We start from the raw sequence: 23,149 nt of genomic DNA on the forward strand, positions 1-23,149 counted from the left end.
GAAAACTTACGCCGCTAAGTCCGGGTACAGCGGACGAACGGGAGTGTCGGTGGCTTTTTCGGGGAGAGGCAACTGGGGCATTGCGGGGTAGGAAACCTGGGTATCGGTGGCATGGCGGCGCAGGGCGCGCATCAGCAGATATTTGTATTTCTCCGCGTCGGCCAAGGCTACTTCAATAGCCCGCACAGCATCATCATACGCCACCACCGGCACCGACTCAGCGGCTTCGCCAGTGGGGTAGGTCAGTTCGAAAACCGGGCAATTCAGGTAGTCAGCAGGAGCTTTCATCGGGCAGCAAGTCTAATTATCAGATGTCGGATAAGTAACAGAAAGCCCCGGTTTTTCATTCCGAAATACCGGGGCTTTCTGTTACTTTTTCATGAAATTAATACATTGATTATCAGTATTTTATGTTCAAAACCAACTTGCCAAACTGCAGCCCTTCAGCCATGCGGCGTAGGGCCTGCTCACCTTCAGCCAAAGGGAAGGTTTCATCAACCACGGGCACAATGGCGTGCTGCTCAAAGAGGCGGACCATAGCGCTGAAATCCTGGGCCGTTCCCATGGTGGAACCCAGCACGGAAAGCTGCTTCCAGAATATTTTACGAGCTGCTACTTCGGGAATGTCGCCCTGGGTAGCACCGTAAAACACGAGGCGCCCTCCGGGGACGGCGGCGTCAATCAGGTCGTTGAAGCCGGGGCCGGCGGCGCTGTCCACGATTACGTCGAACCCGCCGCCGGCCTGCTTGCTGAGGGTGGCGGGCCACTTCTCGGCGTTGTAGCTGATGCCGCCTTTAGCGCCCAGGGCCACGGCTTTGGCAATTTTCTCCTCCGAGCCCGAGGTGACCCATACGTCGGCTCCGCTGGCCACAGCCATTTGCAGGGCCAGCAGCGCTACGCCGCCCCCTACCCCACTAATGAGCACCCGCTCGCCGGGCTGCAGACCGGCCCGGGTAAACACTGCCCGGTAGGCCGTAACGCCACCCAAGGGCAATGCCGCCGCCTGCTCAAAGCTTAGGTGGGCCGGCTTGGCCTGCACCTGCTCAGCAGCCACGCACACAAACTCGGCAAAGGTGCCATCCTGCGGTAGCCCCAGAATCTGAAAGTCGCGGCCCTGGGCGGCGGGATTATTGCCCCAGTGCTGGCCGGGATTAATCACAACGGGCTGGCCCAGCAAGCTGGCATCAACTCCCTCGCCGAGGGCGGAAACCGTGCCGGCCCCATCGGAACCGAGGATGATGGGGAACTTCAGCCCGGCATACTGGCCCTTCTGAATCCAGACGTCGCGGTGATTAAGGGCGGCAGCGTGCAGCTGCACTTGCACTTGGCCGGGGCCGGGTTGTGGGGTAGGAACTTCCTGAAGCGTGACGGGCTGACCGATTCCTTCGAGCACGAGGGCTTGCATGCAGTGGGGTAAGGGGTGAATAAAGAAAACAAACAGGGGAAGCCTACAGAAACCGGGCCCGCAGCTCCGGGGTAGGCAGCCAGCAGGCATCTTGGCGGCCAAACCAGCGGTAGCGGTTGCGGGCAATAAGGCGGTACACGGCGTCGCGCAGGAAGCGGGGAAACAACTTGCCAAGGGTACCTACTACGCCCCAGCCCCCGCTCAGCCGCTGCAACACCCCCAGCGCGGCCGCCGAGTGCGTATGGGCCCGCCCACCTTCTACCAGAATAACCGAGTCGGGCTCCGTTTGGGGTTGCAGACCGTGGGCCCGGAGCAGCTCCTGGCCCGCCGCCGACTGCAGGGAAGCAAACCGGAAATAGCCGGCGGCATCGTGCTCAATGACAAACTGCACAAAACCATTGCACAGGTTACAAACTCCATCAAAGAGGATGGTGGCGGAAGGGGCAGACGACATACGAAAACGAGCTAAGCCGGAGGTGGTAGTGGAATACCGCGTGGCCCGGCGGTTTGTTATAGTGCAGCTGGCTCGGTGGGTAGCAGGTCGCAGTACCAGAAGCCAGTGGCAAAGGGCGAATCGGTGGGCTCACCGTCGGGGCCGGGGCAGGTAGTGGCGCTGCTGGCCGGGGCCTGGTACGTGCGGCGCACCAGTTCGCCCCGCTCGAATGGGACAGGGCTGCTGAAGTACGGCGCGTCAAAGACAAAGCTGTGGTACTCCCCGTTTTCCCCGCAGGCATCAACGCCGGCAGGCAAATCCCGCAGAAACTCCTCGTTGAGCAGGCGCCCGCAGAAGCTGGCATCCAAAAACTTTTCATTGACGCACACGACTATCGCATGGAAGCCCAGGTCCAAGTATTCGCGCAGCACGTCGGCCGTGGGGCGCTGCCAGAGTGGAAACACGGCCTGCATACCCAGCTGGGCGAGCTGCTGCTCCCGGTAGCGGCGTAAATCTTCCAGAAAAATATCCCCAAAGATGGAGTGCTGAATGCCCTGGGCCTGCAAGGGTGCCAGCGTGGCACGCATACGCTGCTCGTACTCGACCATGTCGGGCATTTCGGGCAGCTCTAATTTGGTGAGTGGCAGACCTATGCGGCGGGCCTGGGCTTCGAGCAGCTCTACCCGCACGCCGTGCATGGATACGCGGTTGTAGTAGGCATTTACGCTGGTCAGCAGGGTAGTTACCTGCAGGCTCGGATTGCGCAGGGCATGGTAGAGGGCGAGGGCCGAATCTTTGCCGCCGCTCCAATTCAGCAGAGCGGGGGCCGGGGCAGCTAGGGTCATGCGCAATAATACAACGACGGCGCGGGCTTATCCGTGTAACTGAAACCGGCGGCTTCCCGTCTTACCCATATATTCTTTTTTCTTCAGACTTTCTGCAACCATAGTATGAAACGCATCTTCCCCCTGTTTTTTGCCGCCGGCCTGCTGTCCTCCCTCGCCTCCTGCGACTACTCCAACACACCGGGCAAAGACCCGCAGACCACCCAAGATTTCTCGACCTACCAAAAGGCGCGTCCCGCCGAAACTAACCGCGACAGTGTGAGCAACGGCGACGAGGCCTACACGCCCATCGGAACCGGCTCGGCGGAGGATCAGAAAAAATCTACGGGCGCGGCTCTGGAAGGCCAGCCCAACAATGCCAACTCCCCCGTGGGCGACATGCCGTCCGACAATACGGAGGTTAAAAGCACTACCCGCGAACAATAAGCGGGATTTATACTTCCAGCAGCCCGCCCATGAAGTGGCTGATTACAGCCTGTCAACCAAGCCAAAAAGCGGCTCCGAACTAGTTCGGAGCCGCTTTTTGGCTTGGTATAGCCCGATAGCCGAGCTTACAGCACCCAGTGCCGGGGCTCGGGCTGACCGACGTGGGTGCCTTTGGTGAGGGCCAGTCCGGTGCCGAGGGTAAACAAATCTTCGAGGCCGCCAATCAGGCCGCCGGGCAGCCCGGAGCCTTCAGTAGCTTTTTTACGGAGCACAAAGCTGAGGTAGCTGGCCGCTACAGCCGCTACGCTACCTACTAGGGCGCCGCTTAGTGGTTTGTCGTGGTTGATTTTGTAGAGCGTAGCGCCAACCAAAGCGCCGGCGGCGGCCCGGCCTAGCAGAACCATCGGGGCAATGCGGTCGGGCATTTGGGGTAGTTTGTCGGCCGTCATTTCGCCGGCGGCCAGCACTTTCAGCCCGTGGGCTACCAGGGGCTTCTGCAGCCAGCGCAGCGGAGAGCCAGCCAGAGCCTGCGGATGGTATTGCAAGAGGTTGCTACTCAGTAGGGCCGGCGCTGTCATGCTCCGGAAGCCGGCAATGGCACCAAGCCCCACAGTTTGCCACAGATGCTTACTCATAGTAAAAGATATTGCGGGTGAACTCAACGAAACCTGCTGCCTTTAACGGGCACCCCGCTGAATAGGTCACGCTAATTGGCGACTAGGATTGCTGAGGCCTTCCTCGGGACTGCCCTACCCTTTTTGTTACTCCGTTACTTCAGCTTCCCCGGACAGGGTACTAGGCTGCGGCTATTGCGTCTGTTAACAGCCAGTTATTACTCATCTATTTAACTCATCTATAGATAGTTACTACGTTTTTACACGGATAATAAACCGTACTTCTCGGGTCGATTTACGAGTAAATCCGCCCCTCTTATCTGCGTAGTATCTCTACACCGATTCTTCTCATACCAATACTCAGCAGCTATGAAACACAAATGGATGTCCGCTCTAATTGCTTCCATGCTTTGGGGCTCCCTAGCCCTGACCTCATGCGATGACGACGATGATTCGGGTTCGGGTACTACTACCGGTACCACCTCCGGCTCTACTTCAGGCACTACCTCAGGCACAACGGGGACTACCGGCACAACCGGAACAACGGGTACCACTGGAACTACTGGAACTACTGGTAGCACGACAGGTACGACGGGTAGCACGACAGGTACAACAGGCACTACTGGCAGTACAACTGGGACGACGGGCACTACAGGAACCACCACCGGTAGCACTACGGGTACTACTGGCAGCACCACCAGTACAACGGGCACAACTACCGGTAGCACCACTGGAACCACCGGCAGTACTACTGGCAGCACCACTGGAACAACAGGTAGCACAACGGGTACTACCGGCAGTACAACGGGCACGACCGGCTCCACGACTGGCACGACCGGCTCCACGACTGGCACTACTACCGGTGGCGGAACTACTTCAGGCGGCACCACGGGCGGCGGCGGAACTACCTAAGCGTTCCAACGTCGGCATACAAGAAAGGCAACCCAATGGGTTGCCTTTTTTGCAGTGCGGGGTAATGCGGGGTTATTTCTGGTTGGCGGCCCAGGTATCCATTTTGCGCTCGAGCACGGCCAGGGGCATAACGCCATCCTTGAGCAGTTCATCATGGAAGTTGCTGAGGCTGAAGTGGGCCCGGTTCTGCCCTACATATTTCTCCCGTAGCCGGTCGTTATGAGCGCCGAGCTGCTTCTCGTACTTCTCGCGCAACTCCCGGATCTTCAGGGCCCCAATCTTATAGCTCAGGGCCTGGCCCGGAATGGCCATGTAGCGCTCAATTTCAGCAATGGCTCCTTCCTCGCTGATGGCCTCATTGGCTAGCATGTAGTCAATGGCCTGCTCGCGGGTCATGTTCTTGGTGTGCATGCCCACATCTACTACCAGGCGCACGGCGCGGTGCATCTCGTCGCCGAGGGCACCCATGTACTGGTAGGGGTCCTGGTAGAGGCCTAGCTCCTTGCCCAGACTTTCGGTGTACAGCGCCCAGCCTTCGCCCATGGCCCCGTACCAAGCAAAGCGGCGAAATTTAGGCAGCTCGGTGTTTTCCTGCTGCAAAGAAATTTGGTAGTGGTGGCCCGGAATGGCTTCGTGCAGGAACAGGGACTCCATGCCCGAGGTGACGTTGAACTTCGTGGCGTCAACAATGGGGATGTAGAAGATGCCCGGCCGAGAACCGTCGGGGCTGCCCTGGTTGTACTCGGCGGAAGCAGAGGCCGCGCGGAAGGCTTCCGTCTGCCGGATTTCGAACGGCGTTTTGGGCGTGCGGCCGAACATTTTTTTCAGGTTGAGCTGCATTTTAGCCTGAATAGCCCGGAAGGCGCCCAGCACCTCTTCCGGCGTTTTGTAGGGCATAAGCTTGGGGTCCGATTTCAGGGAGGCGAAGAAAGCTTTCAGGTCGCCTTTGAAGCCCACCTGCGCCTTTACTTTCTCCATCTCGCCCCGAATGCGGGCTACTTCCCGCTGGCCCGTCTGGTAAATCTCCTCCGGGGTTTTGTCGGTAGTAGTCCACGTCTTCACGTAGTACTTATACAACTCGGGGCCGCCCGGAATAGCGGAAATACCGGTGCTGAGTCGGGCTTTGGGCCGGTACTCTTTTTCCAGAAAGTCGCCCAGCTTTTTATAGGTAGGCACCAACTCTTCTAGAATGACCTTTTTGTACGCCGCCGTAATGCGGGTTTTGTCGGTGTCGCTCAGGCCTTCGGGTAGCTTGTTGATGGGGCCGTAGAACAGGCTCTTGGTAGGGTCAGTGGTTTCCATGGCCCGCATCTGCGGAATCATTTTATCCACCAGGGTGCGGGGTAGCACCACGCCGGCTTTCATGCCCTGGCGGAAGTTGCCGATGGCCGTATCGGCCCATACCGTGAAGCCGCGCACCCGGCCCAGCCAGTTGTCGTAGTCTTTGGCCGTTTTGAAGGGCTGCACGCCCTCGCCCGAGCCAAACTGGCCCAGAGTGATGGGCAAACCCCAAAACTGCTGGAAAGGTATCATCCAGGTGTTCAGCTTCAGGCCCTCGAGCTTGTTTTCGAGGTCGTACTGGAAAATATCGTAGCTGATTTTATCATTGGTCGACAGCTCCTCGCGGTTAAACTTCTGGAGCCCATCCAGGTACTTCTGATAGAAGGCCTGCAGCTTGCCCCGAAACTCCTTGGTGCCGTCGTTGGGCAGCTGGTCGTTGTAGCGGTTGTCGCCCTGGGTGGTGGCGTCCAGAGGGAACAGGCGGGCATTTTCTTCCCAGTAGGCCGTGAACAATTCGGGCAGGTTTTTCACGTCGGCCAGGTTGGTTTCGGTAGCAGTGCCGGTTTCGGCCGCGTTTTTTTGTTGGGGGTTGCAGCCAGCCAGCAGTGCCCCGGCCAAGAGGCCGGTCAGGGCAATTTTTTTCATCAACGCAAGGAAAGTAAAGGTGAGGCCGGAAGGTAAGTAGCCGAAGCCAAATGCCAAGCATAGCTCCCGGCCCGGAACATTTCTACCTCTTCTGCGCGAGTTGACAGGCTCCCTCAATAGAACACCGCAGGGCTCTTGAAACAACTGTTCCGAGAGCCCTGCGGTGTTCTATTGAGGGAGACTAGTGTTAAACTACTCCGTGAGCAGTACGCGGCGACTGATGGCGCCTTGGGTAGTAAGTGCCTGCACGATGTAGACACCACCCAGTACGGGCCGCCCTAGCGTTACTTGCCAGCTAAATGCGCCGGTGAGACCGGCGGGCATCTGCTCCGTGCGAAGTACCCGGCCCATGCTATCCATGATTCGGATGGCTTGGCACACGCCACTCGTTTCCAGCTCTACCGTTACAGCCGACTGGTTGCCGTACACCGTCATCACCTGCTGGGCTACGTTGCCTGCCTTAACTTCCACGGGTACTACTTGGGAGTACGCTACTGTACCATCCAAGTCAGTTTGGCGCAGGCGGTAATAGGTAGTACCAGGTCGTGGAGACACGTCAGCCGATTGGTAGCTGCGGGCTGTGGTGCTGTTGCCGGCCGCCCGCACCGTAGCTACGGGCTGGAAGCTGGTGCCGTCCGCGGAGCGCTCTACCGTGAAGGTGGCGGCGTTAAGTTCAGTGGCCGTGGCCCAATTAAGCTGCACCCGGTTGCCCTGGCTGCGAGCCGTAAAGCTTACCAACTGCACGGGCAGGGGGCTGGAAGTACTGCAGCCGTTCAAGGTAATTTCTGCCGTAGCGTAGGAGTTGCACTCCAACCCACTGATACCTACCGCGCCGCAATCTGAGCTTTGTCCTGTGATGCACACGCGCAGACCAGAATCAAACAAGTCTCTCACCAGGCCTTTACCATTGCCTTGGGTCATTACGCAGCCGTCAATCGACAGCTGGGCGGTGTTGTCGGCATCGGTGGTGATGTAGCTGTTGCCCTGTAGCAACACCAAGTTTCCATCAATATCCACGCTGCTGTCGATGTTGAGCGTAGACTGATTAGCTAGCGTAATACTGCACGCGGCCTGTAGGGGTGCGTTAATATCGGCATCGGCCTTGTAAAAGCTCAGCGACGAAACGCGCAAGGTGCCATTAGTAATTAGGCGGGTTTCATCGGCACCAGCCTGGCTACCGAAGCTCAGCGTTCGGCCAGGCACATCCTCCACCAAAGAGCCGTTGGAGGTAATGGTCAGTTTACCATCTCTACCTGCTACGCTGTAGTTCTGGTTTAGAATTACGGCCGAGTTAATGACGATGACGTCGTTGTTTTCATCGTGGGTCCGGGTAGTAGTGGGGTTGGTTGGTACGGTGCGCCCACCAGTGCCGTTGGTTACTACCCACGTGTTTGGATCAGACCACTTACCCCCTCCAGGCTTGGAGGTAAAGGTAGTCTGGGCTTGGAGCTGCTCCTGCAGACCAAAGAAAGAACCAAAAAACAGGACAAAAGAAAGTATGGGAGTTTTCATTCGCGTTACTTATCAAATCAGACTACGGTGTCTGATGCCGTGATTCATACGAAACACAGCACTTTACGATTCACCTGATCCGTAGCACACGAACAACATTCTTTTTCTCATATATAACTATTTTGATTAACCCAGCAATATCAATAATATAACTATTCCTATTACAAATTTACAAATAAGCCTAACAGCAAGCATGATGTTTCACTATTATTATATTAAATCTTGATAATATTAAACGTGATTATCCCACGTCGACCCGTAAAAATTTTCTAGGATAGCTACTATTTTTTAGTGCAATGCCTGGTGTTGCCCTCTAGTTAGTGGCTGCTAGAGTAGCTAGTGACCACCCTGCACCGGTAGCCGCCGTAACTGAATCGGGCTGGTTCGGTTATACAGCCACATCATTGATAACACAGCACACACAGATGGAAGTACTCACTGGCAAAACGGCCCTGGTAACGGGCGCAGGCAAAGGAATTGGGCGAGCCATAGCCGTGGCCCTGGCCCGGGAAGGCGTACAAGTGGCCCTGCTGGCTCGCACCGAAAGCCAGCTGCAGGAGGTAGCACAAGAAATAGCGGAATTCGGGGGTAAAGCCGTGGCCGTAACAGCCGACGTGGCCGACCGCGCCGCCGTGGAAGCTGCCGTGGCCCAGGCCCTGCAGGAGTTGGGCTCAATTGACATCCTGATTAATAACGCCGGCATCGGCACCTTCGCCAAGCTGGTTGACATGGACCCAGCCGAGTGGGAGAAGATCATTCAGGTGAACCTGTTGGGCACCTACTACACTACCCGCGCCGTGCTACCCCAGATGATTGCCCGCGAAACCGGCGACATTATCAACATTGCCTCCACGGCTGGACAGCGTGGGGCCGCCACTACCAGCGCCTACAGTGCCTCTAAGTTTGCCATTCTGGGCCTTACTGAATCCTTGATGCAGGAAGTGCGCAAGCAGAACATCCGGGTATCGGCGCTTACCCCAAGCACCGTGGCTACGGAACTGGCCATCAGCAACAAGCTCACCGACGGCAACCCCGAGAAAGTGATGCAGCCCGAAGACTTGGCCGAGTTCGTGGTTTCCCAGCTCAAGCTCAACCGCCGCATCTTCATCAAGGAAGCCGGCATGTGGAGCACCAACCCGTAACTAGGGCAGAAGAAGCTTACAGCACAGAAAAGGCCCGTAACTGCTGTTACGGGCCTTTTTTATGGTTGAAAGTATTGCGGGCTATTGCAGCTTGTTGGTGGGTTTTGCGGCGGGCTTCTTGACCATGGTGCCAAAAGCGCCGCGCTTTTCAAAGGCGGCAATAACCTCATCTTCGGCGGGCGTACGCTTTACTACCGGGTTGTTGGCCCAGAACTCGGGGTTGTAGGGCTTGGCCCGGATGGCGTCTAGGTCTCGGTCGGTGAGGCTGGCGCGGGCGTAGGGCAAGCGGGCCGGCGTGGTCGACTGGTCGTAGAAGAAGGTAAACGACGAGACGGTAAGGGCCAGGGGCTTCTTGCCAGGCTCGGTCAGGTCCGTGGTCAGGTCCATTTTCATGAGCTCCAGGGGCGCCACGCTGCCTTTGCCACCGGGGTGGAAGGACATTTCGATGGTCAGCTTGGCGTTTTCGAACTTCTGCCGGGGGTTGTTGGTGGAACCCGTGAAGTTGGGCTGCACCATGCGGTAGCGCACTACCTGGTTGGTTTCAATGTCAATCCAGATAGTGCCTTGGGCCCGGTACTTTACCTCGGGGCGGGTTTCAAACGAAATTTCCGCTACCCCGCCCGTCGAGTCCTCGCCCACAATGCCTTTCAGCTCCAACAAGTAGTTTTTCTCCACGTTCGGGCTCAGTAAAGCCAGCGACGTAGTGCTGTCCTGCTGGGCATCGAAGAGGCCAAACTTGCGGGTGTACACCGAGAAGTTGCTGAGGTTAATGGCGGCCGGGCGGCCGGCGTAGCGGCCCTGGGCCAGGGTGGTGCCATCAATGCGCGCCGGGTTCGATTTCACGTTCCAAACTACCTCCTGCAACTCCGTGGGCTCGTTGTCGATGCGGGTAATCTGGCGGTAGAAGGCTTTGCCGTAGTAGGAGCGGCGGTAGTTGCGCTGCAGGTTGCGGAAGGCCCGGTCTACGAGCTGAAAGGGGAAGCTGGCCACCTTCACCTCGGGCAGCACCACCGTGGCCGGGGCCAGCATGATATCCAGAATGGCATTGGAAGATACCCGCACCGTGTCGCGGACGTGGTTTAGCTCTGAAAAGAGTAGGGTGGCGGGCAGCTCTTTCACCACCAAAAAGAACTCACCCTCCATGTTGGTAGTGGTGCCGTTGGTGGTGCCAGGCACGGCCACGCTGGCAAAGGGTAGTACTTCCTTGGTTTCCTTGTCGCGCACGACCCCGCGCAGCTGCACCTGGGCCTGACTTAGGTGGGCCGCGCCGAGCAGAAACGCCAGCAGGAAGAAGGACACAACGGAAGGGCGCGCGAGGAACCGGCGCAATACAGAAGGCAAGCGAACTGGCAGCATAGCAAGCAGCGAAAAAAGAAAACGGTACACCGACCGGAATAACGCGGGCCTGACCCAAAACCGTGCCCGCTTCGACAAAAGTAGGCGCTAAACGCAACAGCCCGGCCCTAATGCGGGTAAGTAGTGTACCTTGGACCGCAGCTTCGGCGTTCGTCGGGTTGTCAGTCCTTTCACCTTTCCTTCTCTCCTACTGTCATGCTGAAGCGAGATTTCCTGAAAAACGGCCTGTTAACCGTAGTAGGTGCTTTGGTGAGCCCCGCTATTTTGGCCGCGGCCCACGAAGAAAAGCTGCTGCGCGAAGCCCGCGCCACCCCCATAGCCGATGGCCCCTTCACCCTACCGGCCCTACCCTACGCCTTCAATGCGTTGGACCCTCACATCGACGCCAAGACGATGGAGATTCACCACGATGCGCACCACAAAACCTACGTTTCCAAGCTGAATGAGGCCGTAGCCGGCAAGCCCGAAGAAAAGCTGAGCCTGGCCCAACTGCTGGCCTCGGCCAGCAAGCAGCCCGATGCCATTCGCAACAACGCCGGCGGCCACTGGAACCACTCTTTCTTCTGGCTGCTGCTGGACCCCAAAGGGGGCGGGCAGCCCACCGGAGCCCTGGCCGCGGCCATCAACAAGGATTTCGGTTCGTACGAGAAATTCCAGGAAGAATTCACGAAGGCCGCTACCGGCCGCTTTGGCTCAGGTTGGGCCTGGCTGATTCACGATAAGAAGGCGGGCAAGCTGGCCGTTACTTCTACCCCCAACCAGGACAACCCTCTTATGGACCTCTCGGGCATTCAACGCGGCACCCCGCTGCTGGGCCTGGATGTGTGGGAGCACGCCTACTACCTCAAGTACCAGAACAAGCGTCCTGATTACGTGAAAGCCTTCTGGAACGTCATTAACTGGGCCGAAGTAAACCGCCGCTTCGACGAAGCCCGCAAAGGGTAAGTAAATTTCCCTACCTCACGAAAGAAAAAGCGCCTCCGATGTATCGGAGGCGCTTTTTCTTTTCAGCATCGAAACGCGCCGCGGCTTGGCGGTTCGAGCTGGAGCGTTAGCAGAACCGGCCTGGCGTTTCAAGCCAACTTTCCTGTCTTTCCGAGCAGGTGGCGCATCAAGCCAGTGACGAGGATTCTGGGGTCACCGTCACCATGCAACGGCTTGACTCAGATGCCTCCTGCGTCGGAATGACCGCCTAAACACCGGTAGCTCGCGCTGAAATGCGCATCGCTAGGCAGCGGTATAGTTCAGCTATGGCCTACCGCACGGACTTGGCTGAATCCAGGGCGGCCGTCATGTGGCGTTCTAGCGCGCGCAACTCCTCGGCTTCCGTGTTCCAAAAATCTTCGTACTGGTGGGCGGTGAGCTGCACGGTATCCGGCTCTTGGTACTGGTGCATCCAGGTTAGCATGGCGGCATCGGCGCGGCGTAGGGCGGCAATGGCGCGGTGCAGGCGCTGGGCGCGGCGGTAGCCGGTAGTAGTGGCCGAGTCGGTGGCGGCAAGTTGGGCGGTGAGGCGCTGGCGCTCCGTAGTAAGGGCATCCATGCGGCCCATTAGGTCATCATGCTGGCGCATGACGGCGGCGCGGGTAGCGGGCGTTTTGCTTTCCGCGGGGTGGTCGTTCTGGGGTTGGCAGGCCAGTAGCAGCAGGGTTGCGCTACCAGCTAGCCACGTAGTTAACATTATTCGGCGCATTATTTCATCTTGATAAATAGCCACAAGCCCAGCACCGACACGGCCAATACCCCGCCGCCGCCAGCATGGTGATGATGTCGCGGATGTTTTTGCCAAGCTGGCCAGCGGCGTGGTATTTGTGCAGAAAGGCGAAGCTGAGACCCTCGTAGCGGGCGGTATTTTCAACCCGAGCGGCCAGGCGCCCCGTAGCTGGCTCCACGTACAGGGTCGTTTCCTGCGGGGTTTGATACGCTACCTTCATAACTGGCAAGCGCTTATTGATGAAGCCATACTCACCCTCGAAATGGTCGATTAGCTCGGGCTTGCCGCGTAGGGCGGGGGTAGCCCCATCGGCCTGCCGCAGGAAAGAATCGGCCAGGCTGCGGGCGTAGCGCGAGGCCCCATCGGGCAGCAGCTCACCGGTAGCGGCGCTGTAGTAGGCCACCGGAGTAGCCCGCACGGCTTCCACTGGTTGCCCGGTGCTAGCGCCGGGGGTAGCATCTGTTGCTTCGGCCCTAGGTAGCTGAAACACTTGGTAGTACACCTGCCCGTTAAGTTCGGCCAGGGCAACCTGCTGCACAGTTTCCCAGGCTACGGGCAGCTCCGTTAGGTCCACGGGTAGGGCCGAAGCGGGTACGACTGGCGCGTGCTGGTAGCGCAGCCGGTCATCGGGGTGAAGCTTGAGGTAGACGTGAAAAGCCCCGCTGCCCGCGAAAGTGAATGTAACTAGGGCCACGGCCAGCCCTATCTGCCGGTGGTACTTCCGCAGCCAGCCTATGTGGTCCTGGGCGCTGCGGGGTGTACGGAATTTGCCCCACAGGAACCCGTAAATCACTAGTCCGCTCAGGGCCGAGGCGATGATAACACCCAGCAGCCCCAGCATGACTACCACCCGAAACGTATTGCCCGCAAGTAGCTCCAGCCACGACCAGTTGTGGAACAGATCAAACACCCGAATGAAGGTGCTGCGGCCAGTGTTGTTAAACGTCGCCAGCCGGGCCGGCGCGGTTTCCACGTACACCACTAGTCCATCGGGCCGATTGAAGGCGACACGCCACACGGGTAGCAGCCGGTTCACGAACTTGTAGTCCTGGTCGAACTCCGTGAGGCGCACGGCACTGCTCACCGCCGCCCCTGAGTCCTGGGCGAAATACCGGGCCAGCTGCTCGGCAAACTGCTGGTCGGCGCTGGCAGGCAACGGCTGCCCCGTAGCGGCACTGAAGTAGCGCGGTACCGCCGTAGCGGCGTCCGTACCTAGTTGTACCTGGTACGCCGGTTGCCCCTGCCACTGCACCAGCCGCACGTTGCGCAGACTGGCTAGTTGGTTTTGCGCCAGCACTTGCCGCAGCGACACGTTAGGCTTGGCCGCGGGGTAGGCGCCAGGGCTTCGCGGGCAATTTTGGGCCGCAACCAGTTGCTCATTAGCGGGTGCGCCAGCCCGCTCAGGGTCCAGAGGATAACCGGTACCACCGTCAGCAGCCCGATGATGCGGTGCCAGCGGAACATATTGCGCTGTACTGCCCGCTTCAACGGGCTAGCCGCCCGGGCAGCCGGCGCGGCTTGTTGGGTTGTTTGCATAAGAAAAGTATGTTACCAAGGCCCAAGGGCCCTGTTTGTCCGTGTTATGGGGAAGCTGGTGTGTGCTGACGCAGGTCTTAGATTCCTCGCATGGTGATGTTGCAAAAGCATCTGTCCTGCCTGGTCTGGCGGTAGCTTGTCACCTGTCACTCGTCATCCGTCACTTGTTACCGCCTACCCTACTTCTTTCCAATGAAGTTGTGCTGCACTCCTATAGCCACCGTGCGTGGGGCGGCGGGTGTGAAGGTGGTGCGGTCGGTGGTGGCGTTGCCCCGGGTGGCGGCGTTGGCGTACAGCTCATCGGTGAGGTTGAGCACGTTCACGAACACCTCCAGGGTTTCGCGCCAACTGTAGCCCGCCCGCAGATTCAGCACGCTCACGCCACGCGCCCCGAACAAAGTCCGGTCGTCGTAGCGAACTTGATTTACCTGGTCTTGGTACCAGCTGCTGATGCGCTGATACTCCAGGGAGGTGCGCAGGCCCGGCAGCCACTGGGGTTTGTAGGTCAGCTCGGTGTTGGCTACCCAGTGCGGGGCCTGGGGCATTTGCTTGCCATTCACGTCCTTGACTGCATCCGTGGCTCTGGTGCTCAGGGTGAAATCCTCGAACCGATGCAGGGCGTTGGTGCCGCCGAAGCGGAAGAATAGTCCTGCAGTAGGCTTCCAGGTCAGGCTGTATTCGATGCCGCGGTGCAGGGTTTTGCCCGCACTTTGGTAGTCGGTGGAGTTGTCGGGCTGGCGGATGCTGAGCAGCTCATTGCGCCCATTTAGCTGGTAGAGCGCTATATCGACGTACACTTTGTTGTTCAACACGGAAGCCCAGCCCCCAATTTCACGGTTATAGAAGCGCGCGGGCCGCAGGTTATAGTAAAACTCGGCGGGCACTACCTCCCCGGTGGTTGTGGTAATGCCGGTGCCGGGCCGCTTGCGGAAGATGGCCGTGAGGCCCGGCGGCGAGAAGCCCTGGGAGTAGTTGGCGTATAGCCCGCGCCCGCGCTCCAGGTCATAGGTCAGCCCGATTTTAGGGGTAGCCTGCCGGAAAGCTTTCGTCCCGCTCGACTTATCCAAGTAGTTATTGTAGTCGAAAGACATCCTATCGAAGCGCCCGCCCAGGGTTACTTGGAGCTTGGGCAGCGGATGGAAGTCCAGTTGGGCGTACACGGCCGAGTTTAGCAGCTTGGTGTCGTAGTCGGCAAGCAGCAGGTCGGGCCGGTCGGCCGTAATGGTGTACTTCTCCACCGACTTTTTATCGGGCCGTAGCTGGGCCGCCAAATCAAGCTGGTGGGCGTCGTACTCGGTGGGCGAATAGTCGAGGCTGGCCCCGCCCAACAGGCGCGCGCTAAGCCAATTCCAGCGCACACTATGCTGGGCAATCAGGCCGTAGCTTCGGAAGCTGTTCTCGTTGACCTCGCCCGTAGCGGTAGTAGCGCCGGACCGCCACCGGATGCCGTACGAGGGATTCTGGCCGATGCTGTTGTTGCGGAAGAAGCCGGTGAGCGTCGTCTGGTTTTGCGCATTCCACTGCTGCTCGGCGGTCAGGCGGGCCCGCAGGGCGTAGGTTTTGCGGTAGGTAAAGTCGGTCGGGCTGCTGTACTCGCGGCGGTAGTAGGCCACGCTGTCCACCGAGCCGCTGGTCTGGGAGTCGTAATCGTTGTAGGAAGCGGCGGCTGTTAGGTGGGTTCGGGTGCCCAGGGCGTACTCCAGCCGGCCGTTCAAGCTTACCTTGTCGTAGTCGGAGCTGGCGAGCCAGGAGTTGCGCTGCCGGGCCACGTACCCACTCACAAAGCCGCCGAGCCGGGACGTAAGCATCCCGCCTCCTCCAAATTGCACCCGCCGGTAGCCATATTGGTCGGCCTGCACGCCCACGCTGGCCGTGGGCACGGCAGTTGGCCGCTTGGTGAGCAGGTTCAGGGCCCCACCTACCGCTTCGGGCCCGTAGAGCGAGGAAGCTGGACCCTTCACCACCTCAATTGAGTTGATGGCTAAGGGGTTGGACTCTAGCAGGGCGTTATGGTTGAACACGCCCATGGGCCGCAGCGGAATTCCGTCCTCTAAATACAGGAAGTAGGCGCTGGTACCGAAGGGCTGGCGGATGCCCATGGCGTGCTGCTCGTTGCCGTAGTTGAGCATCACCACGCCCGGTACCTTGTTAATCAGCTCGGCCAGCAGCGTGGGCTTGGTGTCCTGCACCACGGTAGGAGAGAGTTTGGCAATGGCTACGGGCGCATCGGTGCGCAACTGGGCTTCGCGGCTGGCCGTCACCACCACGGTTTGCAGGTCCTGCACCGCCGGTTTCAGACCAATGCGCAGGGCGGCTCCATCTGCAGGCACGCTCACGGTAGCCGCTTCGTAGCCCACCCCCGATACCACCAGTTCAGTGGCAGTTGTAGCGAGTGAAAACTGCCCGGTAGCGTTGCTGGCAGTGCCTAATTGCCCATCTGGCGTGCGGATGGTGGCGCCCACCAGGGGTTCTTTCGTGGCCGCATCGAACACGCGGCCGGTAAGGGCACGTTGGGCCCAGGCTGCCTGACTGGCGCACAGGGCCAGGGGCAGCAGCATGATTTTTTTCAAGGTAGTAGCGAGGCTAATTGAGGGCAGGCCGCGCCGAGCCCGGACACGCGCACGGTGCCGGGCAAGGCTACGCGGGCCCGCCAGATTCGGAAAAAGCGAAGTCAATTAGCCCTCGGCAGGCGGGTGGTCGGGGCCGGGCCGGTCCCAGGCGTAGTGGGCTACGCGGTAAGTGGCGTAGCGCAGAGGGGTAGTAAAATGCGCCGGGGGCTAACCCGCAGCGGCGCGGCCACCACGCAGAACAGGGTGATTTCGGGGAAAACCTGTTTGCTGCTGGGCTGCTGCTTTTTTTCGTGCTCGGCCACGGCTTTGAGCTGCTTGCGCAGGTGGCACTTGCCGTTGCACTTGAGCTGGGGTTTGTCGCGGTTGATGCACAGCACCCGGGCAATGTAGTCCTGGTTCAGCCACCAGCTAGCCGCAATACCCAGCTGCCCGGCGCAATGCACCGAGAGCGAGAACAGCAGCAGAATGGCTATGGCCTTACGCACGCAAGCAAGGGTTAGGCACTATGGGTACACGTTGCAAAGGAACACCGGAAGCGGGTTGGCACCAAGTATTATCCGGCAGCAGCGAGATTTTATACCGTTCAATTAGCAGCATGCGGTGGCCGGGCGGGGTGTTAGCCGCCTTGTTACCTTATTGCTACCTCACGCGCGAAGGCAACGGCCAGGTGCATCTTTACCGCATGAAAGCAACCCTGACCTACCTGCTGACTGCTGGCTCTCTGCTACTGCTGCCCCGGCGGCTACCGCACAAAAAGCTGGCAAAGACCTGCGCATCGCCTTTGGCTCCTGCAACCGCCACGATTTGCCCCAACCCCTCTGGGACGATATTGCCCGGGATAAACCCAATGTGTGGATCTGGCTCGGCGACAATATTTACGGGGACTCCGACGACCCGGTGGTGCTCAAGGCCAAGTACGAGGCAGAATTCAACAACCCCGGCTACCGCTCCTTGCGCGAGCAAGGCACGGCCGTTATTGGCACCTGGGACGACCACGACTACGGCCGCAACGACGGCGACAAGAACTACCCCTTTAAGGCCCAGAATCAGCAATTGGCCCTCGACTTTTTGCAGGAGCCCGCCGGTAGTCCCCGCCGCCAGCAAGAGGGCATTTATGCCGCCTACCAGTATCAGGCTGGCAAGAAAAAGGTTAAGGTGATTCTGCTCGACGACCGGTATTTCCAGGACCCGCTCACCCGCGACGCCCAGCAGGTGTACCACCCCAACCCCACCGGCGACGTGCTGGGCGAAGCGCAGTGGCAGTGGCTTCGGCAGCAGCTCCAGCACTCCGACGCCGACGCTCACATCATTGCTTCCGGCATTCAGTTCCTACCCCAGGAGCACCGCTTCGAGAAGTGGGCCAACTTCCCGGCGGCCCGGCGGCGTTTCCTGGAACTATTGGCCTCTACCCAGGCCAAAGGGGTAGTCCTCATCAGCGGCGACCGGCACATCGGGGAGGTTTCCAAAGTGCCCGTGCCCGGCGTGCCCTACCCCGTGTACGAAGTCACGTCTAGCGGCCTGACCCACCCGGCTACCCATAACACCTCGGAGCCGAACCAGTACCGCGTCAGTCCACTGGTTAACGACAAGCACTATGCCCTGTTCCAGTTTCAGCCCAAGGGCCGCAAGCTGCTGCTTACCACCTCCCTGCGAGGCGACGACGGCAAGGTGTTTTACTCGCAGGAAATCGAGGTAGGAAAGTAACTGGGCAGGTAGAGCAACTTGGAAGGCGTGAACGAAAAAGTAAACAGATCGTCATGCAGAGCGAAGCATCTCGCGTGCTGACGTTGGGTAATAACTCCAACCTCAGCATGCGAGATTCCTCGACAAGCTTGGAATGACGTTCTTAATTCTGAGCTGGAGGAACAATTGCCCAGAGACTGAGTATGCACCCGCCTATCCCTTCAATTCTCCTAAATTCGCAGTCTACCCCCACTTAACTGCTGCCCCTACCCTTGCCTCTTACCCGCTCCCTCCCGTTTTTGTGGTTACTGTTAGCGCTGCTGGGCCCGCTCGACAGCTCGGCTCAGCGTCGCAAAAAGTCGCCTGCACCTAAGCAAACCGCCACTACCTCTGGCCGCAACTCGTCTGCCAAGGTCCCCACGGCGGCCAGCAAGGCGGCGCAGCTGAGAAAACCTACCCCGCCAAAAGCCGCAACCAGCCCGTGCCCTTTGCCGGCCAGCTGGGCCAGTCCAGGTGGGTTGACTCAGTGATGAAAACCCTCACGCCCGACCAGCGGGTAGCCCAGCTGTTCATGGTGGCAGCCTACTCCAACCGCAAGCGCATTGATGAGGACTCTATTTCGGCCCTGATTCAGCAGTATGGCATTGGAGGCCTCATCTTCTTCCAGGGCGGACCGGTACGCCAGAGCAAGCTCCTGAACCGCTACCAGAGCCAGAGCAAAGTGCCCCTGCTGGTAGCCATGGATGCTGAATGGGGCGTGGGCATGCGCCTGGACAGCGTGCAGCGCTTTCCCTACCAGATGAGCATGGGCAGCCTTCGCGAAAACCAGCTGGTGTACGACATGGGCACCGAGGTAGCGGCCCAGTTCAAGCGCCTGGGCATGCACGTCAACTTCGCGCCAGTAGTCGATGTAAACAACAACGCCCAGAACCCCGTCATCGGCTACCGCAGCTGGGGCGAAAACCGGGAAGGCGTCACGGAGAAAAGCTACCTCTACATGAAGGGCATGCAGGACGCGGGCGTGCTGGCCGTAGCCAAGCACTTTCCTGGCCACGGCGACACTGACACCGATTCGCACCTGGCCCTACCCTGCTCCGCATCGACAAGAAGCGCATTGATACCCTGGAGCTGTACCCCTTCAAAAGCCTGATTAAGCGCGGCATTGGGGGCATGATGGTGGCTCACCTTAACATTCCAGCCCTCGATACGACGGGCCTGCCTTCTACCCTCTCCAAGCCCATCATCCAGGGCCTATTGCAACAGAAGCTGGGCTTCGAGGGCATCATCTTCACCGACGCCATGAACATGAAGGGCGTCATCTCGAAGTACCCGCCCGGCGACGCCGACCTGCGCGCCCTGCTGGCCGGCAACGACATTCTGGAGTTTTCGAAGAACATTCCGCTGGCCCTGAAGATGGTGCGCGAAGCCATCAACAAAGGCCAACTCAGCCAGGCCGACTTGGATGCCCGCTGCCGCAAGGTGCTGGCCCTGAAGGAGTGGGCCGGCCTGAACAGGTACCGTCCCATTGACCTGCGCAACCTTACAGCCGACCTGAACACGCCCCACGCCCAGTACCTGAGCCAGCGCCTCACGGAGCTGAGCGTGACGGTGCTGCGCAACCAGAAGAGCCTGCTACCCCTGCAACGCCTCGACACGCTGCGCTTGGCTACCCTCACCATCGGTACCAAGGATACCACCGACTTCCAGCGCATGGCGGCCGACTACGCCCCGGTGCGCCACTTCTGGCTGCCCGCCGCCCCCAGCATGGATGAGCTGACGCGCATGCGCGAAACCCTGAAACCCTACAACCTGGTGCTGGTGGGCCTGAACAACCTGGGCCGCCTACCCGCTACCAACTTTGGGGTAGCGCCCGAAACTAACGTGCTGCTGCGGGAGCTGGGCGGCAAGGGCCAGAAGCTGGTCGTGACGGTGTTTGGCTCGGCGTACGCCGTGGCGAAAGTCCGGGACCTGGACCGCGCCGATGCGGTGGTGCTGGCCTACCAGGAAAGCAAAAACGCCCAGGACGTAGCCGCCGAGGTTATTTTCGGGGGCGTGTCGGCTAGCGGCAAACTGCCCGTTACGGTTTCTGACCGGTACCCATACGGGGCGGGGCTGGCTACCAAGGGCGGCATCCGGCTGCGCTACAGCTTCCCCGAGGCCGTGGGCATGAACAACAACCTGGAAGCCCGCGTGGACTCCATCATGAACGGAGCGGTAGCGGCCCGCGCCTTTCCTGGCGGCGAGGTAGTTATTGCCCGCCGCGGCGTGGTAGTGCTGCGCAAAAGCTACGGCACCCACTCCTACCCTGCCGCCGCGGGCCAAACGGCCCGCCCGGTTCGCAACACCGACCTCTACGACCTGGCCTCCGTGACCAAGGTATCGGCGGCGCTGCCGGCCCTCATGAAGCTCCAGGACGAAGGCAAATTCAACCCCGACATGACTCTGGGCCAACTGTTTCCGGAGTTCAAGGGCACCAACAAAGAAAGCCTGAAGCTGCGCGACGTACTCACGCACCAAGCGCGCCTGAAAGCCTGGATTCCGTTCTGGAAAGACTACACCAAGCCCCGCGGCCTGTTCAACTCCCTATTCGGCAAGAGTCCCGATGCCAAGGACGTTTCGGCCACCAGGCCCGCCGAAATGAGCCGCCGTTATTTCCGCCCCGATTCCTCGGCCCGCTTCCCGCTGCCGGCCGGCCCTGGCCTCTGGGCCCGCCAAGATTTCCTGGAGCGCATCACCAAAGCCATTGCCGAGTCGCCGCTGAATGAGAAGCCGGGCTACGTGTACTCTGACTTGTCGTTTATCATGTACCCGCGCTTCGTGAAGTCGGCTTCGGGCAAGACCATTGACCAGTTCGTGACGGACGAAATCTACCGGCCCCTGGGCGCTACTACCCTGGGCTACAACCCTACCCGTCGCTTCCCGCTCAGCCGCATCACGCCCACTGAGTACGACTCCCTGTTCCGCCACGCCCAGCTGCACGGGACCGTGCACGACGAAGGCGCCGCCCTGCTGGGCGGCCTCTCCGGCCACGCGGGCCTGTTCGGCAACGCCAACGACCTGGCCAAAGTGGTGCAGCTCTACGCCTGGAATGGCCGCTACGGTGGGCAGCAGCTCCTCAAGCCGGAAACCTTGGCCGAGTACACCCGCTGCCAGTTTTGCCCCGACAACCGCCGCGCCCTTGGCTTCGATAGGCCCGCTGCTAATCCCACGGTGAATTCGGCTAAGAGTGTTTCTCAGCTCAGCTACGGCCACACGGGCTTCACGGGCACTTACTTCTGGGTTGACCCCAAGGAAGAGCTGACGTGTATTGTGCTGACCAACCGCGTGAACCCCACCCGCCGCAACAATAAAATCACGGAGCTGAGCGTGCGGTCTGGAGTGCTGCAGGTGGCGCTAGAAAGCATTCAGCAGGCTCGGAAACAGGCCGTGGAAAGCACCGTGCCCCAGGAAAATTAACCGAAGTCTACTACCCCAAAAAAGCCCCTGCTGATTCAGCTGGGGCTTTTTTTTACGCCGTGTTGAGCGTTACTAAGGCTAAGCACTGTCGCCCAAAAGCCCGTGAGCAAGCCCGGTGCGCCTACCTATTGAGGGCCAGCCTCACCTTCCTGCTTCACTACCGAAACGGCGTCAATAACTAGTATGAGCGGCTTAAAGAAGGCAGTAAACACCGGAAGACTTGCGCCGGCGCCTTGGCTTTTGGGTACAACCCGAGCTGCGTTAATTCGTTAAGATATTGTAAACAAGCGTTTTACTTATCTACTTTTTCTTACCTGCTCATGTTCAAACAACACATCAATGCCGCTGTACTGGCTGGCCTGCTGCTAGCCAGCAGCGCCACTACCTTCACCAGCTGCTCATCCAAGGACAAAAAAGAAGTATCGGAGCAAGGACAGCGGGCCTACGACAACCTGCAAGCCTACGTCAGCGAGGCCGAAACAAACCCCACGACTACCGTTCCCGATACATTCGCGGCTCGTTTGGCCGCTGCCCAGCAGTACAATGCCGAGTATGATACCACCCAGCAGGCAGAAATTCAGCGCCTGCAGGAGCGTTACAGCCGCGCCCAAAGTGGTAGCAGTGCTTCTGCCAGCGCCACGGCCAGCACCGACACAACTGGCGCCATGATGACCACGGAGTCGGCAACTACTACCTCGGTGGCGGCCACCTCAACTCCGGCAAACGAGGCCCCAGCCAAGCTCTACAAAGCCAGCAACCCCGCTACGGCCATGACGGCAGCCAACGCCCGCCAGACGTACGAGGCCTTCATTCAGCGGGTGAAAGCCAACGAGGACAAGTACGAAATTGGCGACTGGCGCGTAATTAATGCGGAGTGGCGCGCCATGGACAAGAAGTACGACCAGATCAAGGACGAGGTCAGCACGAAAGACAAGGCTGAAATTTCCAAGGAAAAGCTGAAGTACGCGGCCTTTAAGTCGTACGACAAGACGGAGTCGCGGGTTTCCCAGGGTGGCGACGTAGTAACCGGCGACCTGGACGAGGCCAAGGCCAAAGGTGGGGCGTAAAGGTGGGGCAGTCGGCTCGCAACGCCGGCTCCGACGCCGTTAGCATCGCCAAGGACGCCAAAGAAACCGGTAAGGACGTTGGCAAGGGAGCCGTGAAAGTAGGCAAGAAAGTAGGCGGCGCCGTGAAAGACGTATTCGACGGAAAAGACGAAAAGAAAGCGGAGTAGCACGCGTGCCCCCACAGGAACGCAACAGCCGGCTTCTGCGTGCAGAAGCCGGCTGTTGTGCGGGCGCTTGCCTGCCACTTCTGCTTTCGTCAAGGTCCTAACCTATCCAACCCTGGCGCCCGTTACGCTGGAAAGCAACCTGCACGACATGCTTGGGGAGCAAACCGGCGAAAGTCTGGCGAATTTTGCCCTTGGCCTGGCCGACCGGAACCAGCAGTCCATGCGCCTGACCTTACGCCTGAAGCCTAGTTCCGTAACCAGCGCTGGCCGCCGCATTTCGCCCAGTGGCGATGTTACTGTTGACAAAGATTTTACCGCCCGTCAGGCGCTGAATGCCGTCAACCGGCGCAATTCTCTGCAGCAGCGCCCGTAAGTTCTAGCAGGC

At 59.5% G+C, this 23,149-nt stretch carries 22 protein-coding genes and 1 pseudogene; 10 read left to right on the forward strand and 13 right to left on the reverse strand.

Going from position 1 to position 23,149, the window contains the following annotated elements:
* Nucleotides 1–6: 6 nt before the first annotated feature.
* From MUN84_RS05080 to MUN84_RS05095, 4 genes are all read right to left on the reverse strand, one after another.
* Nucleotides 7–288, reverse strand: a complete 282-nt coding sequence (locus MUN84_RS05080) for a hypothetical protein (protein WP_244696916.1) — start codon at nt 286–288, stop codon at nt 7–9.
* 112 nt (nt 289–400) lie between these two features.
* Entirely contained in the window at nt 401–1,405 is a 1,005-nt protein-coding gene (locus tag MUN84_RS05085) for a zinc-binding dehydrogenase (RefSeq protein ID WP_244696917.1), read from the reverse strand.
* A gap of 43 nt (nt 1,406–1,448) precedes the next feature.
* Nucleotides 1,449–1,859 carry a thiol-disulfide oxidoreductase DCC family protein gene (locus MUN84_RS05090; RefSeq protein WP_244696918.1) on the reverse strand — a complete coding sequence of 137 codons (411 nt, stop codon included), beginning with the start codon at nt 1,857–1,859 and terminating at the stop codon, nt 1,449–1,451.
* A gap of 56 nt (nt 1,860–1,915) precedes the next feature.
* Entirely contained in the window at nt 1,916–2,683 is a 768-nt protein-coding gene (locus MUN84_RS05095) for a diphthine--ammonia ligase (protein WP_244696919.1), read from the reverse strand.
* A gap of 105 nt (nt 2,684–2,788) precedes the next feature.
* Between MUN84_RS05095 and MUN84_RS05100 the strand changes: the two genes are divergently transcribed.
* Nucleotides 2,789–3,109, forward strand: a complete 321-nt coding sequence (locus MUN84_RS05100; protein WP_244696920.1) for a hypothetical protein — start codon at nt 2,789–2,791, stop codon at nt 3,107–3,109.
* A gap of 125 nt (nt 3,110–3,234) precedes the next feature.
* Here MUN84_RS05100 and MUN84_RS05105 read toward each other — a convergent pair whose 3' ends face one another.
* Complete coding sequence (locus tag MUN84_RS05105) at nt 3,235–3,744, reverse strand: DUF4126 family protein (RefSeq protein ID WP_244696921.1); 510 nt, start codon at nt 3,742–3,744, stop codon at nt 3,235–3,237.
* Between the two features lie 363 nt (nt 3,745–4,107).
* Between MUN84_RS05105 and MUN84_RS05110 the strand changes: the two genes are divergently transcribed.
* Nucleotides 4,108–4,635: a hypothetical protein gene (locus tag MUN84_RS05110; RefSeq protein ID WP_244696922.1), complete on the forward strand. Its 528-nt coding sequence runs from the start codon at nt 4,108–4,110 to the stop codon at nt 4,633–4,635.
* A gap of 72 nt (nt 4,636–4,707) precedes the next feature.
* Here MUN84_RS05110 and MUN84_RS05115 read toward each other — a convergent pair whose 3' ends face one another.
* Entirely contained in the window at nt 4,708–6,561 is a 1,854-nt protein-coding gene (locus MUN84_RS05115) for a DUF885 domain-containing protein (RefSeq protein ID WP_244696923.1), read from the reverse strand.
* Nucleotides 6,562–6,753: 192 nt separating this feature from the next.
* Entirely contained in the window at nt 6,754–8,073 is a 1,320-nt protein-coding gene (locus MUN84_RS05120; protein ID WP_244696924.1) for a hypothetical protein, read from the reverse strand.
* Between the two features lie 425 nt (nt 8,074–8,498).
* Here MUN84_RS05120 and MUN84_RS05125 point away from each other — a divergent pair, with 425 nt between their 5' ends.
* On the forward strand, nt 8,499–9,215 hold the full coding sequence (locus tag MUN84_RS05125) for a 3-ketoacyl-ACP reductase (protein ID WP_244696925.1): 717 nt from the start codon (nt 8,499–8,501) through the stop codon (nt 9,213–9,215).
* Nucleotides 9,216–9,296: 81 nt separating this feature from the next.
* On the opposite strand, the gene MUN84_RS05130 is transcribed toward MUN84_RS05125, so the two are convergent.
* A complete protein-coding gene (locus tag MUN84_RS05130; RefSeq protein WP_244696926.1) occupies nt 9,297–10,514 on the reverse strand; it encodes a carboxypeptidase-like regulatory domain-containing protein in 1,218 nt (405 codons plus the stop codon).
* Nucleotides 10,515–10,766: 252 nt separating this feature from the next.
* Here MUN84_RS05130 and MUN84_RS05135 point away from each other — a divergent pair, with 252 nt between their 5' ends.
* Nucleotides 10,767–11,516, forward strand: coding sequence for a superoxide dismutase (locus tag MUN84_RS05135; protein ID WP_244696927.1), 750 nt, complete (start codon nt 10,767–10,769; stop codon nt 11,514–11,516).
* A 310-nt stretch (nt 11,517–11,826) separates the two neighbouring features.
* Here the strand turns inward: MUN84_RS05135 and MUN84_RS05140 are convergent, their stop codons facing one another.
* From MUN84_RS05140 to MUN84_RS05160, 5 genes are all read right to left on the reverse strand, one after another.
* A complete protein-coding gene (locus tag MUN84_RS05140) occupies nt 11,827–12,264 on the reverse strand; it encodes a hypothetical protein (RefSeq protein ID WP_244696928.1) in 438 nt (145 codons plus the stop codon).
* Nucleotides 12,265–12,268: 4 nt separating this feature from the next.
* Entirely contained in the window at nt 12,269–13,597 is a 1,329-nt protein-coding gene (locus tag MUN84_RS05145; RefSeq protein ID WP_244696929.1) for a PepSY-associated TM helix domain-containing protein, read from the reverse strand.
* Complete coding sequence (locus MUN84_RS05150) at nt 13,561–13,821, reverse strand: hypothetical protein (protein ID WP_244696930.1); 261 nt, start codon at nt 13,819–13,821, stop codon at nt 13,561–13,563. Before MUN84_RS05150 ends, MUN84_RS05145 begins: the two co-directional genes overlap by 37 nt.
* 179 nt (nt 13,822–14,000) lie before the next feature.
* Nucleotides 14,001–16,391 (reverse strand): TonB-dependent receptor, encoded by a 2,391-nt coding sequence (locus tag MUN84_RS05155; RefSeq protein WP_317239118.1) that lies wholly within the window; start codon nt 16,389–16,391, stop codon nt 14,001–14,003.
* 158 nt (nt 16,392–16,549) lie between these two features.
* On the reverse strand, nt 16,550–16,876 hold the full coding sequence (locus MUN84_RS05160; RefSeq protein ID WP_244696931.1) for a hypothetical protein: 327 nt from the start codon (nt 16,874–16,876) through the stop codon (nt 16,550–16,552).
* Between the two features lie 115 nt (nt 16,877–16,991).
* On the opposite strand from MUN84_RS05160, the gene MUN84_RS05165 reads away from it, so the two are divergent.
* The 6 genes and pseudogenes from MUN84_RS05165 (at nt 16,992) to MUN84_RS05190 (ending at nt 23,137) form a co-directional block, all read left to right on the forward strand.
* Nucleotides 16,992–18,095 (forward strand): alkaline phosphatase D family protein, encoded by a 1,104-nt coding sequence (locus tag MUN84_RS05165; RefSeq protein WP_262920651.1) that lies wholly within the window; start codon nt 16,992–16,994, stop codon nt 18,093–18,095.
* Between the two features lie 550 nt (nt 18,096–18,645).
* A pseudogene (locus MUN84_RS24440) lies at nt 18,646–20,156 on the forward strand (glycoside hydrolase family 3 protein); the annotation flags it as partial.
* Between the two features lie 120 nt (nt 20,157–20,276).
* A complete protein-coding gene (locus tag MUN84_RS05175; RefSeq protein WP_244698670.1) occupies nt 20,277–21,530 on the forward strand; it encodes a serine hydrolase domain-containing protein in 1,254 nt (417 codons plus the stop codon).
* A 320-nt stretch (nt 21,531–21,850) separates the two neighbouring features.
* On the forward strand, nt 21,851–22,597 hold the full coding sequence (locus MUN84_RS05180) for a DUF6565 domain-containing protein (RefSeq protein WP_244696933.1): 747 nt from the start codon (nt 21,851–21,853) through the stop codon (nt 22,595–22,597).
* A gap of 2 nt (nt 22,598–22,599) precedes the next feature.
* Nucleotides 22,600–22,764, forward strand: a complete 165-nt coding sequence (locus MUN84_RS05185) for a hypothetical protein (protein ID WP_244696934.1) — start codon at nt 22,600–22,602, stop codon at nt 22,762–22,764.
* Nucleotides 22,765–22,831: 67 nt separating this feature from the next.
* Nucleotides 22,832–23,137, forward strand: coding sequence for a hypothetical protein (locus MUN84_RS05190; RefSeq protein ID WP_244696935.1), 306 nt, complete (start codon nt 22,832–22,834; stop codon nt 23,135–23,137).
* Nucleotides 23,138–23,149 lie beyond the last annotated feature (12 nt).

Origin of the sequence: Hymenobacter sp. 5516J-16, assembly GCF_022919335.1 — a bacterium.
Classification (GTDB): domain Bacteria; phylum Bacteroidota; class Bacteroidia; order Cytophagales; family Hymenobacteraceae; genus Hymenobacter; species Hymenobacter sublimis.

Bases quoted from the DNA above. Each gene is read 5' to 3' on its own strand.
- MUN84_RS05080 (WP_244696916.1), bottom strand. From the start codon at position 288: ATGAAAGCTCCTGCTGACTACCTGAATTGCCCGGTTTTCGAACTGACC.
- MUN84_RS05085 (WP_244696917.1), bottom strand. From the start codon at position 1,405: ATGCAAGCCCTCGTGCTCGAAGGAATCGGTCAGCCCGTCACGCTTCAG.
- MUN84_RS05090 (WP_244696918.1), bottom strand. From the start codon at position 1,859: ATGTCGTCTGCCCCTTCCGCCACCATCCTCTTTGATGGAGTTTGTAAC.
- MUN84_RS05095 (WP_244696919.1), bottom strand. From the start codon at position 2,683: ATGACCCTAGCTGCCCCGGCCCCCGCTCTGCTGAATTGGAGCGGCGGC.
- MUN84_RS05100 (WP_244696920.1), top strand. From the start codon at position 2,789: ATGAAACGCATCTTCCCCCTGTTTTTTGCCGCCGGCCTGCTGTCCTCC.
- MUN84_RS05105 (WP_244696921.1), bottom strand. From the start codon at position 3,744: ATGAGTAAGCATCTGTGGCAAACTGTGGGGCTTGGTGCCATTGCCGGC.
- MUN84_RS05110 (WP_244696922.1), top strand. From the start codon at position 4,108: ATGTCCGCTCTAATTGCTTCCATGCTTTGGGGCTCCCTAGCCCTGACC.
- MUN84_RS05115 (WP_244696923.1), bottom strand. From the start codon at position 6,561: ATGAAAAAAATTGCCCTGACCGGCCTCTTGGCCGGGGCACTGCTGGCT.
- MUN84_RS05120 (WP_244696924.1), bottom strand. From the start codon at position 8,073: ATGAAAACTCCCATACTTTCTTTTGTCCTGTTTTTTGGTTCTTTCTTT.
- MUN84_RS05125 (WP_244696925.1), top strand. From the start codon at position 8,499: ATGGAAGTACTCACTGGCAAAACGGCCCTGGTAACGGGCGCAGGCAAA.
- MUN84_RS05135 (WP_244696927.1), top strand. From the start codon at position 10,767: ATGCTGAAGCGAGATTTCCTGAAAAACGGCCTGTTAACCGTAGTAGGT.
- MUN84_RS05140 (WP_244696928.1), bottom strand. From the start codon at position 12,264: ATGCGCCGAATAATGTTAACTACGTGGCTAGCTGGTAGCGCAACCCTG.
- MUN84_RS05150 (WP_244696930.1), bottom strand. From the start codon at position 13,821: ATGCAAACAACCCAACAAGCCGCGCCGGCTGCCCGGGCGGCTAGCCCG.
- MUN84_RS05175 (WP_244698670.1), top strand. From the start codon at position 20,277: ATGAACGGAGCGGTAGCGGCCCGCGCCTTTCCTGGCGGCGAGGTAGTT.
- MUN84_RS05180 (WP_244696933.1), top strand. From the start codon at position 21,851: ATGTTCAAACAACACATCAATGCCGCTGTACTGGCTGGCCTGCTGCTA.